This is a genomic window from Streptomyces cyaneus (assembly GCF_004028635.1).
Lineage (GTDB): Bacteria > Actinomycetota > Actinomycetes > Streptomycetales > Streptomycetaceae > Streptomyces > Streptomyces cyaneus.
The window spans coordinates 10,091-26,539 of record NZ_RQJW01000022.1; the positions used below are offsets into that span (position 1 = coordinate 10,091).

The 16,449-nt window shown below is 70.1% G+C and carries 10 protein-coding genes; 2 read left to right on the forward strand and 8 right to left on the reverse strand.

Features of this window, described 5'->3' with window-relative positions; all coding sequences use genetic code 11:
* Positions 1-7 precede the first annotated feature (7 nt).
* From EHO50_RS41070 to EHO50_RS41100, 7 genes are read right to left on the reverse strand one after another with little or no spacing between them, the layout of a single operon-like run.
* A complete protein-coding gene (locus tag EHO50_RS41070; protein WP_128436969.1) occupies positions 8-928 on the reverse strand; it encodes a DUF1702 family protein in 921 nt (306 codons plus the stop codon).
* Positions 925-1,881, reverse strand: coding sequence for a DUF1702 family protein (locus tag EHO50_RS41075; protein ID WP_128436970.1), 957 nt, complete (start codon positions 1,879-1,881; stop codon positions 925-927). Before EHO50_RS41075 ends, EHO50_RS41070 begins: the two co-directional genes overlap by 4 nt.
* Positions 1,865-7,519: a type I polyketide synthase gene (locus EHO50_RS41080; RefSeq protein ID WP_128436971.1), complete on the reverse strand. Its 5,655-nt coding sequence runs from the start codon at positions 7,517-7,519 to the stop codon at positions 1,865-1,867. The genes EHO50_RS41075 and EHO50_RS41080 overlap by 17 nt, the downstream gene beginning before the upstream one ends.
* Positions 7,512-8,399 carry a thioesterase II family protein gene (locus EHO50_RS41085; RefSeq protein WP_128436972.1) on the reverse strand — a complete coding sequence of 296 codons (888 nt, stop codon included), beginning with the start codon at positions 8,397-8,399 and terminating at the stop codon, positions 7,512-7,514. Before EHO50_RS41085 ends, EHO50_RS41080 begins: the two co-directional genes overlap by 8 nt.
* The gene (locus tag EHO50_RS41090) at positions 8,396-10,150 is read right to left on the reverse strand and encodes an NAD(P)/FAD-dependent oxidoreductase (protein ID WP_220096496.1); all 1,755 of its coding nucleotides are present in this window, start codon (positions 10,148-10,150) and stop codon (positions 8,396-8,398) included. The genes EHO50_RS41085 and EHO50_RS41090 overlap by 4 nt, the downstream gene beginning before the upstream one ends.
* On the reverse strand, positions 10,147-11,847 hold the full coding sequence (locus EHO50_RS41095; protein ID WP_220096497.1) for an NAD(P)/FAD-dependent oxidoreductase: 1,701 nt from the start codon (positions 11,845-11,847) through the stop codon (positions 10,147-10,149). Before EHO50_RS41095 ends, EHO50_RS41090 begins: the two co-directional genes overlap by 4 nt.
* A complete protein-coding gene (locus EHO50_RS41100; protein WP_128436973.1) occupies positions 11,840-13,690 on the reverse strand; it encodes an NAD(P)/FAD-dependent oxidoreductase in 1,851 nt (616 codons plus the stop codon). Before EHO50_RS41100 ends, EHO50_RS41095 begins: the two co-directional genes overlap by 8 nt.
* A gap of 218 nt (positions 13,691-13,908) precedes the next feature.
* On the opposite strand from EHO50_RS41100, the gene EHO50_RS41105 reads away from it, so the two are divergent.
* Positions 13,909-14,286 (forward strand): nuclear transport factor 2 family protein, encoded by a 378-nt coding sequence (locus EHO50_RS41105; RefSeq protein WP_086558591.1) that lies wholly within the window; start codon positions 13,909-13,911, stop codon positions 14,284-14,286.
* A gap of 185 nt (positions 14,287-14,471) precedes the next feature.
* On the opposite strand, the gene EHO50_RS41110 is transcribed toward EHO50_RS41105, so the two are convergent.
* Positions 14,472-15,380, reverse strand: a complete 909-nt coding sequence (locus EHO50_RS41110; protein WP_128436974.1) for an AfsR/SARP family transcriptional regulator — start codon at positions 15,378-15,380, stop codon at positions 14,472-14,474.
* A 179-nt stretch (positions 15,381-15,559) separates the two neighbouring features.
* On the opposite strand from EHO50_RS41110, the gene EHO50_RS41115 reads away from it, so the two are divergent.
* Positions 15,560-16,405, forward strand: a complete 846-nt coding sequence (locus tag EHO50_RS41115) for a TetR/AcrR family transcriptional regulator (RefSeq protein WP_128436975.1) — start codon at positions 15,560-15,562, stop codon at positions 16,403-16,405.
* Positions 16,406-16,449: the final 44 nt, after the last annotated feature.

Below are 16,449 nucleotides of genomic sequence, written 5' to 3' on the forward strand. Positions count from 1 at the left end.
ATGTGACTCAGGCGAACTGCCGCCGAATGCGTCGGCGCCAGATCTCATAGGCCGGTTCGACGCCGTCGGTGGGGAGGTCGACCAGGGCCTCGGCGGCGATGTCCGCGGCCTTGCCGCTGTCGATTTCGCAGATCACCCGACAGGCGATCTCGTTGTGCTCGGCCGGATTGCCCACCTGGTGCCGGGCTCTGGCCGCCACGATCACGCCTTCGGCGAGCCGGCTCCGGCAGCCGTCCGCACGATTCCGCAGCGCCTCGACCGTCGGTTCGTCGACCCCGCCTGTGTATCCGCAGGCCAGACCGACACCGGCCCACAGATCGCCCCGGCGTGACTCGGGGAACGCCTCGATGGTCGCCGCGACCCGCTCGACGTCCGCGCCCGTGGCGAACCAGATGCTGCGTCCGAGTCCGTGGTCGAAGGCGCTCAGTCCGTAGCCACTGAGATGTCTCGGCGTGGCACGCTCCTGCACATGGCGGCGGTAGGCGAAGAAGCCCTCGTGGAAGCCGTATCCGTCGAGGACGGCCCAGTTGAACACGTCGTCCCGCAGGCGTCGGCGGAACGGTTCCGGGTTGCGGCGCATCCGGGCGAGGCCCATGCCCGCGCCGAGGTAGACCGCGAAGATGTACTCGCTCGCCGCCCGGTCGACGAAGCGGCGGGTGCGTTGCTTCCACGGCAGCAGCTGGTCCAGCGCCGCGAGCCCGACCCCCGCTCCCTCGTAGGCGAACCCCCGCAACTCCTCGGGGTACGCGTCCAGCTTGGGCACCAGGGCCGCCTCTCGGCGGGTCAGGAGCGTGAGCTCGCAGCACTCCGTGACGGTGAACACGACCCTGCTGAGCCGCTCCGCGCCCGCGCCCGTGCCCACCGAGGCGGGGAGATCCGACGGGGCGACCTCGAACAGCGGCCTCATCACAGCACCCAGCACGCTCATGCCGTGTCCCCCTTCGTCGAGGGAGCGACGGCGAGGCTGGTCTCCAGACGCCGCTGAAGCGTGTCGTACGCGGGCGCGGACCGGGTGTCGGGCAGGTCCTCGAAGGCCCGGTCGACGAGTCGGGCGGCATCCTGGGCGCAGACGCCGCAGAGCACTTCACAGGCCAGCTCGGTGTCGGGTATCAGGTTGCCGGCCCGCAGGCGGCCCTTGGCGACGAACGCCGTTCCCACGGCCATGCGCGACGTGTGCCGCCCGGCGGCCAGGCGCAGCGCCTCGACGGTGGGCCTGCCGACCCCGCCGACATATCCGCAGGCCACGCCGATGCCCAGCCACAGATCGGCGTGCCGGTGCGCCGGGAACGCGGCGATGGTCGAAGCGATCCGGTCGACGTCGGCGCCGGAGGTGAACCAGATGCTCCGCCCCACTCCCTGGTCGAAGACGCGCCGGGCGAAGGGCGACAGATGTACGGGGACCTGTTGCCGTTCCACGAACCGGCGCTGCTTGAAGAAGCCTTCGTGGAAGCCGTAACCGTCCATCACCAGCCAGCGCAGCGCGGGATCGGTCAGGCGGCGCATGAAGGGTTCCGGTTTGCGGCGCAACCTGGCCAGCGCCTCCCCCGCCCCGATGTGGACCATGTAGATGTGCGGGTTGCCGGGACCGTCCATGTAGGCCTGGAGCCGGGATGTGCCCGGCAGGAAGCAGTCGAGGCCGGTCAGTCCCATGGCGGCGCCTTCGTAGGCGTATCCGCGGAACTCCAGGGGGATCCGGTCCAGGCGGGGGACGAGGTCGTCGAGGCGGCTGCCGTCGAGGACCGCGTGATAGCCGCCGACGGCGGTGCGTACGACGGTCTCGAGGTGTTTCCAGGTCGGGGTGTCGCCGCGGCTGAAGGCGGTCGCCTCCGCGTCCGAGACGCCCATCACGGCGCGACGCAGTCTGCTAAGCGACAGTGCCATTGTTCATCGCTCCCGTCGGGTTCTCGGTGGGGCTCTCGGAGGGGTCCTGCTCCAGTTCGTCGAGGAGTTGTTCGAGTTCGTCGGGGGGGATCTGCGCGAGCAGGGCGGCGAGTTCCTCCTCCCGCGGTCCCTCGCCCGGTGGGTCGGGGTGGGGCGCGGCCGTCCCGGCGAGGTCCTGTTCGCCGGGCTTCTCCAGGGCGAGGAGCGGCAGGATCCGGTGGGCGAGGCCGAGGACGGTCACGCCCTGGAGGAGGTCCAGGACCGAGACGTCGGCGCGCAGGGTGGCGTCGATACGGTGCTTGATCTCGACGGCCATCAGGGAGTCGACGCCGAGGTTGCTGAGGTTCTCCTCGTGGCCGAACTCCGCCGGATCCAGCTTGAGCACCAGCGCGACGATGTCGTGCAGGTGCTCCGCAAGCGCGTCCAGGCGGTGCGCCTCGGGTGTGCGGCACAGGGCGTCGAGAACGGCGCCGGCGTCGGCCAGGTCGTCCTCGCCGGGCAGGTCGGCCTGTTCCGTGCCGAGCTCGGCGAACAGCGGCGGGAGCTGTCCTCCCATCGAGGTCGCCCGGGCGGTCGCCCAGTCGGCGGTGATCGCCACCACGTGTGCCGGGCGCTGGCCGATGAGACGGCCGAGGATGCGCGCCCCGGCTTCGGGGGTGATCAGCTCGATGCCCCGTCGCGCGTACATCTGCTCCAGGTTGAGCTGCTCCACCATGCCGATCGACCAGGGCCCCCAGCCGATGCTCAGGGCGGGCAGACCGAGGGACCGGCGGTGGTGGGCCAGCGCGTCGAGGAAGGCGTTCGCGGACGCGTAGTTGGCCTGGCCTGCGGATGCGATGACCGATCCGACCGAGCCGAACAGGACGAAGAAGTCCAGTGGGGTGTCGGCGAACAGACGGTGCAGCAGCCAGCCGCCGCCGACCTTGGGGCGCATGACCCGCTGGAAGGTGTCCCGGTTCATCCGGAGCATCAGCTCGTCCTCGACGACCCCGGCGGCGTGGACGACACCCCCGACCGGGGGCCGCCGAAGGCGCTGGTGTTCGGCGAACCAGGCGTGCAGCTGAGCCTCGTCGGCGGAGTCGACCGCGGCGTAGTGGACATGCACGCCGCGGCGTTCCAGGCGGAGCAGCTCCTCGACCAGTTCGCGCCGCGGGTGCTGGGCGGGCAGGTCGTGCCAGGCGTCGCGCGGGGGCAGGGAGGTCCGTCCCATCAGGACGAGGTGGCGGGCTCCGCGGTCGCCCAGGAACCGGGCGACCAGGCGACCGAGCGCTCCCGCGCCGCCCGTGACCAGGTAGGTCGCGTCATCGCGCAGGGTCGTCGGGAAGGCCGGGGTGAGGTGCTCGCCGGCCCGCGCCAGGCGTGCGACGTACCGCTGCACGCCTCGGAACGCGACCTGATCCTCGCCGCCGGGTGCGCTGACCTCCTCGACGAGACGGCGCGCCTGCTCCGCTTCCGGCCCGGCATCGAGGTCGACGATGCCGCCCCACATCCCGGCGAACTCCTGGTGGCCGATGACACGGCCGACGCCCCACATCGGGGACTGCGGCAGGGCGAGGGGCCGAGGGCTGTCTTCGACCGCCTGTGCCGTGCGGGTGACCAGCCATACGCGTGGCAGCCGCTGGGTGACCTCGGCGGAGAGCGCCTGCATCAGGTGCAGGACCGAGAGCACGCCGCGGTCCTGGGCGTCGCGCAGCGCCGTGACCGGCATGTCCTCGCTGAAGGGCAGGTCGAGGCTCCACAGGTGCAGGACCCTGCCGATCTCGGTCTGTTGAGCGATTTTCCGCAGCAGCCGCTTGTAGTGCTCGACGTCGGCGGGGTCGATCACATAGCCACCGGCCGAGGTCTCGGCGGGCTCGGGCACCTCGCCGGGGGCCACGGTGACGACGCGGCGTCCGGCCCGAGTGAGGCACCGGGCCACCTCGGCGCCCACCCCGGTCGCGTCCGTGAAGAGCACCCAGGTGCTCGCCTCGTCGTCGTCCCGCGCGCTCGCGCCGTCGGCTTCCGGCTCCGCGGCGTCCTCGCGCGGCGACTCACGCCACTGGACTTCGTAGAGGCCCTGGTCGATACGTTCGGGGGTGAGACTGGCCACGGCGTCGAGGGACTGTGCTCGAAAGCCGCGGATGTCGACGAGAACCCTTCCCTGGTCGTCGCAGAGGGCGATGTCGCTGACGATGACGCGTGCGTCGGCGCTGGTGACCTCGGCCACCACGTACATCTCGTCGGCGGGGCGCCCGAGAACGGTGACGCTGTCGACGCCCACGGGCAGGTAGGGGCCGGCCGGGAGCGTCCCGTCCGTCACTCCTGGTGCGGCGGAGGTGAGCAGGACCTGGAACGCGGCGTCGATCAGGCTGGGATGGAACCGGTACGTCCCCAGCTCGTCGCGGACGCAGGCGGGGACGGTCACCCGTCCGACGGCCCCCCGCGGGCCGGTGACGATCTCCTCCACCGCCTGGAACGCCGGCCCGTACTCGAAGCCCATCTGCTGGACGAGGCCGTCGAAGTCCGCACGCGACACGTGCTTCTCACAGGCGTCGCGTGCGCCGGCGAGGTCTCGCTCGGTGCGGACGGGCGGGCGCCGGCTGAGCCGGGCTGTCGCGTGCAGTGTCCAGGTGCGGTCGCCGCCGGGTGTGGCCGCGAAGCCGGCGACCTCGACCCGGCCCGACTCGGGGTAGAGGGTGGTGCGTACCCGCGGGTCGGCCGTGTCGGGGAGCACGAGGGCCTTGCGCAGCTCCAGCTTCTCGAGGGCGTGATCCCCCTCGCCGTACACCTCGACCGCCGCCGCCAGGGCCAGTTCGATGAACGCGGCGCCGGGAAGCACGGTGTTGCCCTGGACACGGTGGTCGGCCAGGTAGCGCAGGAGCCGTGGGTTGAGCTCCCGCTCCCAGGTGGGGTGGACGGCGTTCATCCGCTGTCCCAGCAGGGGGTGGACCTCCGTGTAGTGGCGGTCTTCCCGGGCCTCCAGCGATTCGTTCCAGTACCTCTTCAACTGCCATGGGTAGGGCGGAAGTTGAAGCAGGCGGGCGTCGTCGCCGTAGAACGTCTCCCACTGGATCTCGTGGCCGTGGCTGTAGAGGGCGCCCAGGGAACCGAGGAGCACCACGTCGTCGGATTCGTCGCGGCGCAGGGACGCAACGACCAGCCCGTCCTGCTGCTGCTCCGCCAGCAGTTCCCTCATGGAGCCGGCCAGTACGGGGTGGGGGCCGAGTTCGACGAAGTGGGTGTATCCGTCGGCCACCATCTGGCGGAAGGCGGCCGCGAACAGGACTGTCGCGCGAACGTTCTGCCACCAGTAGTGAGCGTCCGCGCCCCGGCCGTCGATGCGCGTGCCGGTCACGGTCGAGTACAGGGGAAGGGCGGCGGAGGCCGGGCGGAGGTCGGCGAGCCCCTTCTCCAGGTCCGCGCGCAACGGGTCCATGTAGTGGCTGTGGTACGGCACCTTGACGGTCAGGAACCGGTGGAAGACCCCGAAGGTCTCCAGCTGCGCCGCCATGTCCTCGAGGATCGCCGCGTCCCCGGCCAGCGTGACCGCGGTCGGGCTGTTGACCGCCGCGACCGAGACCAGGGGCCCCGCGTCCGCGACGGCCTGGTTCAGGGTCTCGGGGGTCATACCGACCGCGAGCATCCGGCCGTTTCCGGTGGCCCGCTGCTGGAGGCTGCTGCGGTAGTAGTTCACCTTGATGGCGTCCTCGAAGCCGAGAACGCCCGCCAGGTACTGCGCGGCGACCTCCCCGGTGCTGTGCCCGACGACCCCGTCGGGTTCGATGCCCCAGGAACGCCACAGCTCGGCCAGGCCCAGCTGGACGGCGAGGTTGGCCGGTTGCGCGACCTCGGTCTCGGCCATGCGGGACTGCTCCTCGGGCGCGAGGAGTTCGTCGAGCAGTGACCAGCCGGTGTACTTGCCCAGCTCTCTGTCGCATCGTTCGACGACGGCCCGGAAGACGGGCTCGCTGTCCAACAGCTGCCGGGCCATGGCCCACCACTGCGGGCCCATCCCGGAACAGACGAAGGCCAGCTTCGGCGGTTTCCCGGCCTGGACGCGACCGGATGCCACACCCTTGGCTTCGCGGCCCGCGCTGAAGGCGCCGAGCTTCTCGGCGGCCTCGGCCGCGCTCGCCGCGACGACCGCGAGCCGGTGGTCGTGGTGAGTGCGCCGCAGCGCGCGCGTATGGCCCACGTCCCGCAAGGCGTGCGGGCTGTCCGCCAGCGCCTCCCCCAGGGCCGCCGCCATGTCCGACAGCGCCTCGGGGCTGCGGGCCGACAGCGGGACGAGGTACGGGCGGTCGTCGTCCGCGTACGGCTCGACCGGCTGCTCGGCGGGAGGGCCCTGGAGGACCACATGGGCGTTCGTACCGCCGAAACCGAAGGAGTTGACCCCGGCGAGGCGCGGCCCTGGCGCCGGCGGCCAGTCGCCCAGCTCCGTCTGGACGTGGAGTTGAAGGGCGTCGAACGGGATGGCCGGGTTGGGTTGGCGGTGATGCAGCTGCCCCGGGATGCGGCCGTGCTTGAGGGACAGTGCCGTCTTGATCAGGCCCGCCACTCCGGCCGCCGCCTCGAGGTGCCCGATGTTCGTCTTGACCGACCCGATGACCACACGGTCACCGGTGGGGCGTCCTTCGGAGAACACCCGGCCGATGGCACCTGCCTCGACGGGATCCCCGACGGGCGTTCCGGTTCCGTGTGCCTCGACGTACTGGACCGTGTGCGGCGCGACGCCGGCCTGCCGGCAGGCCGCGCGCATGGCCGCCTCCTGGGCGTCACCGTTGGGGACGGTGATGCCGTTGCTGTGGCCGTCCTGGGACACGGCCGTCCCCCGGATCAGTGCGTAGACCGGGTCGCCGTCCGCCAGCGCTCGTGCCAGCGGCTTGAGGACCACGACGCCGGCGCCCTCGCCTCGCGCGTATCCGTCGGCGGACGCGTCGAACGCCTTGCAGCGGCCGTCGGGGGACAGGAATCCGCCCTTGGATTCGGCGATGGTCATGTTCGGCGCGATCATGACGTTCACGCCGCCCGCGAGGGCGAGGGAGCACTCGCCGTTCCACAGGCTCCGGGCCGCCAGGTGCACCGCCACCAGGGAGCCGGAGCACGCGGTGTCCACGGCGAGGCTCGGTCCCCGGAAGTCGAAGGAGTACGACAGCCGGTTGGCCAGCATCGTCATCATCATGCCGGTGGCCGAGTGCGTCTGGAGCTCGTAGCGGCTGTGCACGCCGTAGTTCTGGAGCAGCTGGTAGTCCAGGGTGAAGCCGCCCATGAAGACACCCGTGTCGCTGCCGGCGAGCCGGGCGGACACCTGGCCGCCGTCCTCCAGGGCCTCCCATGCGGCATGGAGCAGAAGACGCTGCTGGGGGTCCAGCCAGATAGCCTCGCGCGGGGAGATCCCGAAGAACTGGGCATCGAACTCGTCGATCCGGTCGAGGAATCCGCCTCGCAGGGTGGCCATCTTGCCGAGCTTGGCGCCGTCCGGGTCGTGGAACTTGCCGGTTTCCCAGCGGTCCGGGGGCACTTCACGGGTGGCGTCCACTCCGGTGCACAGGAGTTCCCAGAAAGCGGCGGGCGTCGTGGCTCCGCCCGGAAAGCGGCAACCGATCCCGATGATGGCGATGGGTTCCGGCGCCGGTTCGTCCGTAGGCCGGTCAGTCATGGCACCTTTCTCCTTCCTCGGTGCGAGCGGCCACCGCCCCGAGCTCCCGGGAGAGTTCGGCCAGCAGCAGGTCCTGTGAGCTGTGCAGGAAGAAGTGAGAGCCCGGGAGCATGACGAGCCGGAACGGCCCGCCGGCCTGCGACCGCCACATGTCGAGATCACTGCGGCTGACGCGCACGTCCTGGTCACCGCCGAAGACCGACACGGGCATCGTCAAGGGGAGCTCGTCGCGGTACCGATAGGTGTCGCACAGTTCGAAGTCGGCCCGGAGCATGGGCAGCAGAGCCCGCATCAGCTCCCCGTTGTCGAGCACCTCCGGGGGCGTGCCCTCCTTGCGCAGCACCGTTCTGAGCACTTCGTCGGGCATGTGATGGATCCTGATGTTGGGGTTGGGCAGCTGGGGCGCCCGGAACGCGGCGAGGAGCAGCCGGGACGGCTGTGGTGCCCCCGCACGACGCAGGCGCCGGGTGAGCTCGAACGCCACCAGCGCGCCCATGCTGTGGCCGAAGAACGCGTACGGCAGGTCCAGCCGCGGCAGGACGGCCTCGTACAGGGACTCGACCAGCGGATCCAGCTGCCGCAGGGCGGGTTCGGTCACCCGGGACTCGCGGCCCGGCAGCTGGGCCGCCCACAGATCGACGCCGGCGGGCAGCCCCTCGCTCCAGGTGCGGAACACCGAACCGCCGGCCCCGGCATAGGGGAAGCAGAACAGCCGGAGTACGGGTGCGTCGGCGGCGGAGTACCGCACGAACCAGCTGTCCTCGTCCTGGGGGGCGTACGGCCGGCCGCGAAGTTGGCGCAGCAGGCGGGCGCGCTTGTCGTCGGGCAGGCGTGCCACGCGTTCGCGCAGGGCGCCGCCGTCGCCCGGCGCGGCGGTCACCGGGACTCCCCCGTGCCGACGGCCTCGTCGGCCGGACGGAGCCTGATCCACTGGTCACCGAGCGGCGTCGACTCCTGTTCGCGCAGATGGACCTCGACGAGGGCCATCAGGGCCTCGTCGGCCCGCCAGCGCCGCGCCTGCTCCCGCTTGGCCGGGTTCCAGGGTTCGGCCTCGAACTCCTCCAGCACGGTCGCGACCAGTTGGCCCGACAGGCGCTCGATGAAACGGATGTTGGCCTCGAACTGCGTGGCCAGGTCCGCGTCCGCGAGGCCCGCTGTCATGCCGATGTGGAGGCGGCTCATGAAGTCGAAGTCGTAGAAGCGCACGAAGGGTGCCTGGTCGCGTGGTTCGTCGTCGACCGCGCTCCATTCCCGGAAGAAGCGCTGGACCTCCTGGCTGGCGGTGCTGAAGCGGGCCAGACCGACGACCATGTCGGGCCGGTCGCCCAGGTGCCGCAGCACGTCGTGGAAGTACAGCAGCCCGGGAACGGCCCAGTACACGGCGGTGTCCCAGATCACCTTGGTGAGCATCACCCGCGCATTGCCCATCAGCGCGTACTGCTTCTCGTAGATGCTGAGCCAGCCCTCGGCGATCAGCAGGAACACCTGGTTGTGGATCGCGGCGCGTTCCGCGGTGTCGTCGCCGTCGAGCGCGTGCGTGACCAGGTCGGTGATCAGGCTGTTGCTGATCGCGATCAGGTCAAGCCCCGGGGAGTACAGGGGGTCCAGGAAGACGCCGGCCTCCCCGGCGAGGCACCAGCGGTCCGCGGAGAAGACCTGCTCGCAGCTGTAGGCGTAGTCCTTCATGACGCGGAAGTCCTGCAGCTTGTCGCGGTGCCGGCGGACGATGCCGGCGCACTGCGGCTCGTGCCGGTCGAGCCATTCCAAAGCGCGCTCGAACCGGTTGAGCTGCTCGAATCCGTGGAGGTCCGGGTCGGTCACGATGCCCACGCTGGTGGATCCGGAGGCGAGCCTGATCAGCCAGACCCAGTAGCCCGGGCCCATCAGGTGGTTCGTGGACAGCTCCCGCCGTCCCTCCTCGATCCGCGCGTGCCAGTCGGGGTCGTCGGACCACTGATCGACGTCGATGGGGCAGCCGACGCGGAACCAGACGGCGTTGGCCCGGTGCCCGACCTTCTTGGCGAGGCCGAGCCGTCGCTTCAGCAGCGACGCCCGGCCGGTGGCGTCGACGACCCACTTCGCGTGGATCTGCCGGGTGGCGCCGTCGTCGGTGCGGACGTGCAGCCGGTGGTGCTCGGCATCGGGCCGCAGGTCCACGCTCTCGACCTTCGTCCCGGGCAGGAACCGCACTCCACGGGCGAGAAGTTCATGGCCCAGGGCGTTCTCCAGGCGGCCGCGGTCGAGCTGGTAGGTGCCCACCGCGCCCGGCGGGCGGACCGAGTGGCCGAGTTCCACACGGCGGGTGATGTCGTCGTTGCCGTCCTTGGAGAAGAACATCCGCAGTCCGTACTTGTTCAACTGCTGGGACTGCAGGTGGTGTCCGAGCCCGAGGACCTCCCGCAGGTAGTAGCCGGCGATCTCCACGGTGGACTCGCCGACCTTGTGCGTCGCCTCCGGCACCGGGTGTCCCTGGCGTTCCAGCACCACGATCCGGGTGCCGGGGCGCTGCCCGAGCAGTTGCAGGGCCAGAGTCAGCCCGGCGGCGCCGCCACCGACGACGGCGACATCGACGAGGTCGTCGGGCGCCGTCCGCGCGGCGCCGCGGTCGTTCATCGCGCTGGTGTCGGTCATGGCGTCACCGCCGCGGGCCGGCTGCCGAGGGTGATCCAGGCGCTGTCGATGGGGTCGACCGGGTCGCGCTCCTTGTACCGTTCGACGGCTTCCCGCAGCAGTTCGTCGCAGCGCCACTCCTCGATCCGGGCCTTGGCCGCGTCGTCGGCACCGCGCTGTTCCAGGCGCTCGACGACGGTGCTGACCAACTGGCCCGCGATGTGCTCCAGCAGGTCCACATTGCGTCCGAACTGCTCCTCGAGCTCGTCGTCGGCGAGGCCCGCCGCCATGCCGTTGTGCAGGTCGACGATGAAGTCGAGCAGGCTGTACGGATCCGCGAAGACGTCGGAGGCGGGCTCGTTGCTGACGAGGTGCCACTCCCTGAAGAACTGCTGGACCCGCGTGTGGAGCAGCCATGTGCGCTGGAGATTGGCGAACGCCGCGGGGCTGTCGCCGAGGCGGCGGAACTTGTCGTGGAAGAACAGCAGGCCGGGTACGGCCCAGTAGATGATCGTGTCCCAGATGACCTTCGCCACCATCACCTGCGGGTTGCCCATGACGGGGTACTGGCCCTCGTAGGCGACCAGCCAGATCTCGCTGAGCACCAGGTACACCTGGTTGTGGGCCACGGCCTTCTCCCGCACGTCCTCGCCGCGGCTGTCCCGTGTGACGAGATCGGTGATGAGGCCGTTGCTGATCGCCATCAGGTCGCCGCCGGAGGAGTAGAGCGGGTCGATCGAGACCCCCGCCTCCCCGGTCAGGCACCACCGGTCCTCGGAGTACACCTGCGTGCAGCCGTAGGCGTAGTCCTTCATCACCCGGAAGTCCTGGATCTTCTCCAGGTGCCGCCGCACCTCGGCCGCACACTGGGGCTCGTGCTCGGCGAGCCAGTCCAGGGTCCGCTGGAGGGTGTTGAACCCCTCGAAGGAGTGGGCCTCGTCCTCGGCGACGATGCCGACGCTCGTCGAGCCCGACGCGAGCGGGATGAGCCAGACCCAGTATCCGGGGCCCATCAGGTGGTTGGTGGACAGCCGACGCAGGCCGCCGTCGACCCGGGCCCGCCACTGCTCGTCGTCGGACCACTGGTGCACGTCGATCTCGTGCTCGATGCGGAACCAGGAGGCGTTCGCCCGGTGCCCGACCGGCCTGGCCAGACCCAGCTTGCGCTTGAGCAGCCCGGCGCGTCCCGTCGCGTCTACGACCCACCGGGCCCGCAGCGTGTGCTCTTGCTCGTGTTCGCCGTCGAGGACGCGTACGACGTGGTCGTCGTCGCCGTCGGCGAGCTCCACGTCGCGGACCTTGCAGCGCTGGCGGAAGTCGACGCCGAGGTCGGCGACCATGGTGCCGAGCGCGTTCTCCAGCCGGCCGCGGTCGAGCTGGTAGGAGGCCAGCGGAGCCTCGCTGATCTGGCCGTACTCGACACGCCGGGTGATGTCCTCGTTGCCCGCGTGGGTGAGGAACATCCGCAGGCCGAACTTGTGCAACTGGTCCCGCTCGAGGTGCTCTTCGAGGCCGAGGACGTCGCGCAGATAGTGTGCCTGGACCTCGACGCTGGACTCGCCGACCTTGTGGGCGGCCTCGGGCACCGGGTGCTGCCCCCGTTCGAGGACGGTGACCTGGAGGTCGGGGTCGGTGCGCTTGAGTTGGAGGGCCAGGGTCAGGCCGGTGATGCCGCCGCCGAGGATCGCCACGTCGAAGCGCTCGGAGATGTCAGGCATAGCTCACCTCACTGCTCTGCTGTTCCATGCTGTCCGCTCCGTTCGGTTCGTGACCTGCGCTGTTCTCCCCCGTGCGGGACGGGCGCAGGGCGATCCAGCCCTCACTGGTGGGGTTGTGCTGCCGCTCGCGCCGATGGGTGGCGATCAGGTCGGCGATCAGGGGATCCCGCTGCCAGGACTGGACCTGGGCGATGACGCGGTCGTCGTCGTACCGGTCGCCGTGGGCGTCGATGACCGCGGTGACCAGTTGCCCGGCCAGTTGGGCCAGGAGCCTGGCGTTGTCCGAGAAGCGCTCGGGGAAGCTGTTGCCGGGCAGGTCGTCGGCCATGCCGGCGTGCAGCTTCACCATGAAGTTCAGCGGGGAGTACAGGTCGACGAACCCGGCCTCGAGGGGGGAGTCGTCGATGGCCGCCCACTCGCGGAAGAACGCCTGGACCCGGTTGCTGATGTCGGTGAGGCGTTCCAGGTCGGCGGCCACGGAGGGACTGCCGGCCACGGTGCGGAACTTGTCCTGGAAGAAGAGCAGGCCGAAGACCCCCCAGTAGAAGGCGGTGTCCCAGATGACCTTGGAGGACATCACGCGGGCGTTGCCCATCAGCGCGTACTGGTTCTCGTAGACGGCGAGCCACATGTCGGTGACACGCCTGAAGAGCGCGTCGTGCACGGACGCCAGGGCCGATACGTCCTCGCCGTCCAGGGACCTGGTGACGAGGTCGGCCACCAGTGCGTTGCTGATGGCGATCAGATCCAGGCCCGGGGAGTAGAGCGGGTCGAGGAAGATCCCGGACTCGCCGGTGAGGCACCAGCGTGCGCTGCCGTCGTAGACCTGGTCGCAGCTGTAGGAGTAGTCCTTCATCACCCGGAAGTCCTGGATCTTGTCGCGGTGTTCCTCGACGGCCCGGGCGCACTGCGGTTCGTGCTCGGCGAGCCAGTCCAGGGCCCGTTCCAGGGTGTTGAAGTCCTCGAACCGGTGCGCGTCGGCGTCCGCGACGATGCCGATGCTGATGGATCCGGAGGCGAGCCGGATGAGCCAGACCCAGTAGCCCGGTCCCATCAGGTGGTTGGTGGACAGTTCCCGCCGGCCCTCGCGGATCCGGGCGTGCCATGCCTCGTCGTCGCTCCAGGTTCCGAGGTCGATGGGGTGCCCGACCCTGAACCAGGCGGCGTTGGCCTTGTGGCCCACGTCCTTGCGGAGTCCGAACCGGCGCGGCAGGAGCCGGCCGCGTCCGGTGGCGTCGATCACCCAGCGGGCCCGGACGCTGTGTTGCTCGCTGTCCGTGAGCAACTGGACCTCGTGGTGGGACCCGTCGGGTGAGAACGCGACGTCGACGACCTTGCTGCCCGGGAGGAACTCGACGCCCTCCCGGGAACAGGCCGCGCCGAGTTCGTTCTCCAGGCGTCCGCGGTCGAGTTGATAGGTGGCCAGCGGAGGGAAGACCGAACTGCCGAGTTCCACGCGCTCGGCGATGTCGGCGTTGTCCTCGCTGCTGAAGAACATGCGCAGACCGAACTTGCGGATCTGCTGTGTCTGAAGGTGTTCGCCGAGTCCGAGGATGTCCCGCAGGTAGTGGGCGGCGATCTCCACGGTCGATTCGCCGACCTTGTGTGTGGCCTCGGGCACGGGGTGCCGCTGCCTCTCGGCGACCAGCACCCGGATGCCCGGCCGCTCCCGGCGAAGGTGGAGCGCCAGGGTGAGGCCGGCGGCCCCGCCTCCCAGAATCACGGCGTCGTAGTGGTCGGGCCTGGTGGTGCCACCGGCGACACGCGTCCGGAGCTTCTGAGCGAGCAGGGCCCGCTTCTCCGCAGACAGGTCGGATATGCGATGTCGTGCTGGTTGGGTCATGCATCCCCCTTCATCCCAAATGACTATCGGTGGCGGGATTACGGAGGACTTACTTCATGTGCAAGCTGAGGGCATCGATTCCCTTCGCCCATGGGCGATTCGGCGGCCCCGGACGGCGGGGGGCGTGTCCCCGGCGGGCCTGACCCGGTTGAGCAGGGGGCAGCGGTCGGCTCTCGATCGAGCGCCGCGCGTTCACCTCGACACAACAGGAAGCTGCCATGATCGACGCACCCAGCCCAGCCCTGGAGACCGCTCTCGCCTACCACCGGGCCTGGACCGGTCACGACTTCGACCGGGCCATGACCTACATCGACGACGACATCGTGTGCGAGGCACCGGCCGGACGCCTCCAGGGCGCCGATGCGTTCAGGGGGTTCATGGAGCCCTTCACGCACATTCTCACCGACTCCAGCCTGCTGGCCGCTTTCGGTGACGAGACGACGGCGCTGCTGATGTACGACACCAGGACGCTGCCGGTCGAGAGTGCTCCCGGGGCAGAGTGCCTGACGGTTCAGGACGGCACCATCACGCATATGCGGATCATCTTCAACCAGGCACCGTTCATCGCCGCGGAGGCCCGGGCGGCCGGATCGTGACCGCGGCGTCGTGAGCGCGGGGTCGTGACCGCTGGGCCGTGAGCGCAGGGTCGTGGCGTCGGGCCGGGCGCCGCGCCCCGAAGCGCACGGACGTCATCGCGCCGTGGATCGGTCGGGGCAGGCGCCCGCCAGGGCCCTTGCCGCCCGCGCCGGAGCGGTACTCAGATCACTGCGGTGACGTCTACTCAGATCACCGCGGTGACGTCCCGCCGCGCCGGGGCGGGGGCCGGCCTCCCTGGAACGCGGCCGAGCTGCGGCGTATGCATGATCCGCTCCCGCAGCGCCAGCAGGTGGCTGCCCGGAGCGGCGCCGAGGTCGCGCTCGACGGACCGCAGGAACAGTGACAGCTGGTCCAGCGCATACGCGGCCCGGCCGAGCTTGAGGTGGGCCTCGACGATGGTGGTGACGGCCAGTTCGTTGTACGGGTCCAGCCGCAGCTTTTCGTAGGCGTACTCCAGCGCCTCGTCCAGCTCGCCTCGTTCACTGTGGATCTGGATCAGACGGAGCAACGCCTGTGCGGAGAGTCCCTCGTACTGCCTGCGGTAGGGGGCCAGCCACTGCTGCTGGGCCTCCTCACCCTCGAGGAACCGGCGGACGGTGTAGGCGGCGACCCTGCTGTAGTAGAAGCAGGCACGGCGTGTGTCCCCACGGGCGTCGCAGCCGCGCGCCTGCTCGAAGAGCCGCTCCACCTCGTGCACGTCGCTCCACCACCCTTCGTCGGCTTCGAAGCGGTAGAAGTTGGTGCCGCTGCGATGGATGAAGGACGACTCCTGACCCGGCCGCAGATCCGGCTCGAGCATCCGCCGCAGGCAGTGCATGCCGACATGGAAGCCGCTGGCCGCCTTGTCCGGGGCGGTGTCCTGCCAGCCGAGGTCGATGAGCTGGTCCATGGACACCGGCTTGCCGGGGTTCAGCAGGAACCACTTGAGCAACAACAGCGCCTTCTCCCGGCGTTGCCGACGCCGGCCGAGCACTTCTTCCCCCTTGAAGACCCGAAAGGGCCCGAACAGGTAGGCCCGGTAGGTGGCTTGGTGCTCCCGATCCCGTGGATGGCTCCACTCGGGCTCCGGAAGCAGGGCTGGTCCCGATGTCATACCTCGCACGTTCGCCCTCCCCGTTTTGTTGCGTAGCGATCGTGTATGGGTATTGGGTCAGTTACTAGCGTTAACGGTGAACGGTGTTCACGAGCGTTGTCAAGCGTTACCGTGGATCCGGCAGCTGGGCATACCTGCCTTTCTGCGCGCCTTGACGGTGAAGAACTTGGAGGTGCCGGATGAGTCAGGTCGATCCCGGGCGCGTGGAGCCGACGCGCCCGGCGTTGAGCCGCAGGGAGCGTCTGCGACAGTCCACCCTCGATGAGATCGTCCAGGCCGGCCGGTCGCTGCTGCGTGAGGGCCGCGAGGTGACGCTGCGTGCCGTGGCGTCCGAGATGGGCTTCACCGCGCCCGCGCTGTACCGGTACGTCGGCAACGTCGCCGCGCTCAACCAGCTCCTGTCGAACCACATCTTCGCCGAGATCGTCCGCGAGATGTCCACGACGGCCCAGCCCTACGGCGACGACGACCCCGCGGCGCAGATGGTCGCGGCCGCCACCGCCTTCCGCTGCTGGGCGCTGGAGCACATCGACGAGTTCCAGCTGGTGTTCCACACGAACTCCCTCTCGGGGGAGCACGTCACCCGGTCCGAAGCCGGCAAGCCGCTGCATCCGCTCGCGCCGTCCACCGCGACGGGCGCCGCCGACGGGGTGCAGAAGTTCGCCGAGTTCTTCGGGGGGATCTTCGTCAGACTGTCGCAGCAGCGCCCGTTTCCCGTACCCGCCCGCGAGGAGCTCGACGACGCGTTCGCGGCCGTCCACTCCCCCGGCGGGGACGGCAGACCCGACCTCGTCGGACTCCTCGGCAAGGACGGGCTGGGCCTGATCTGGCTGTTCGAACTGTCCTGGGCACAGCTGTACGGCATCGTGACGCTGGAGGTGTTCGGCCACATCCGTCCTCAGCTGATCAAGTCGGGGGCCCTGTTCACCGCCGTGATGCGGGAGATCGGCAGCCGCGCCGGGATGGCCGACGACTGGGACCGTCTGGCGGCGGTCAGCCAGGAGGTGGTAGCCCGCAGGGCGTAGCGGTGGAAGGTGACGGCAGGTCAGGGGCCGCCGCAGCTGGGCGC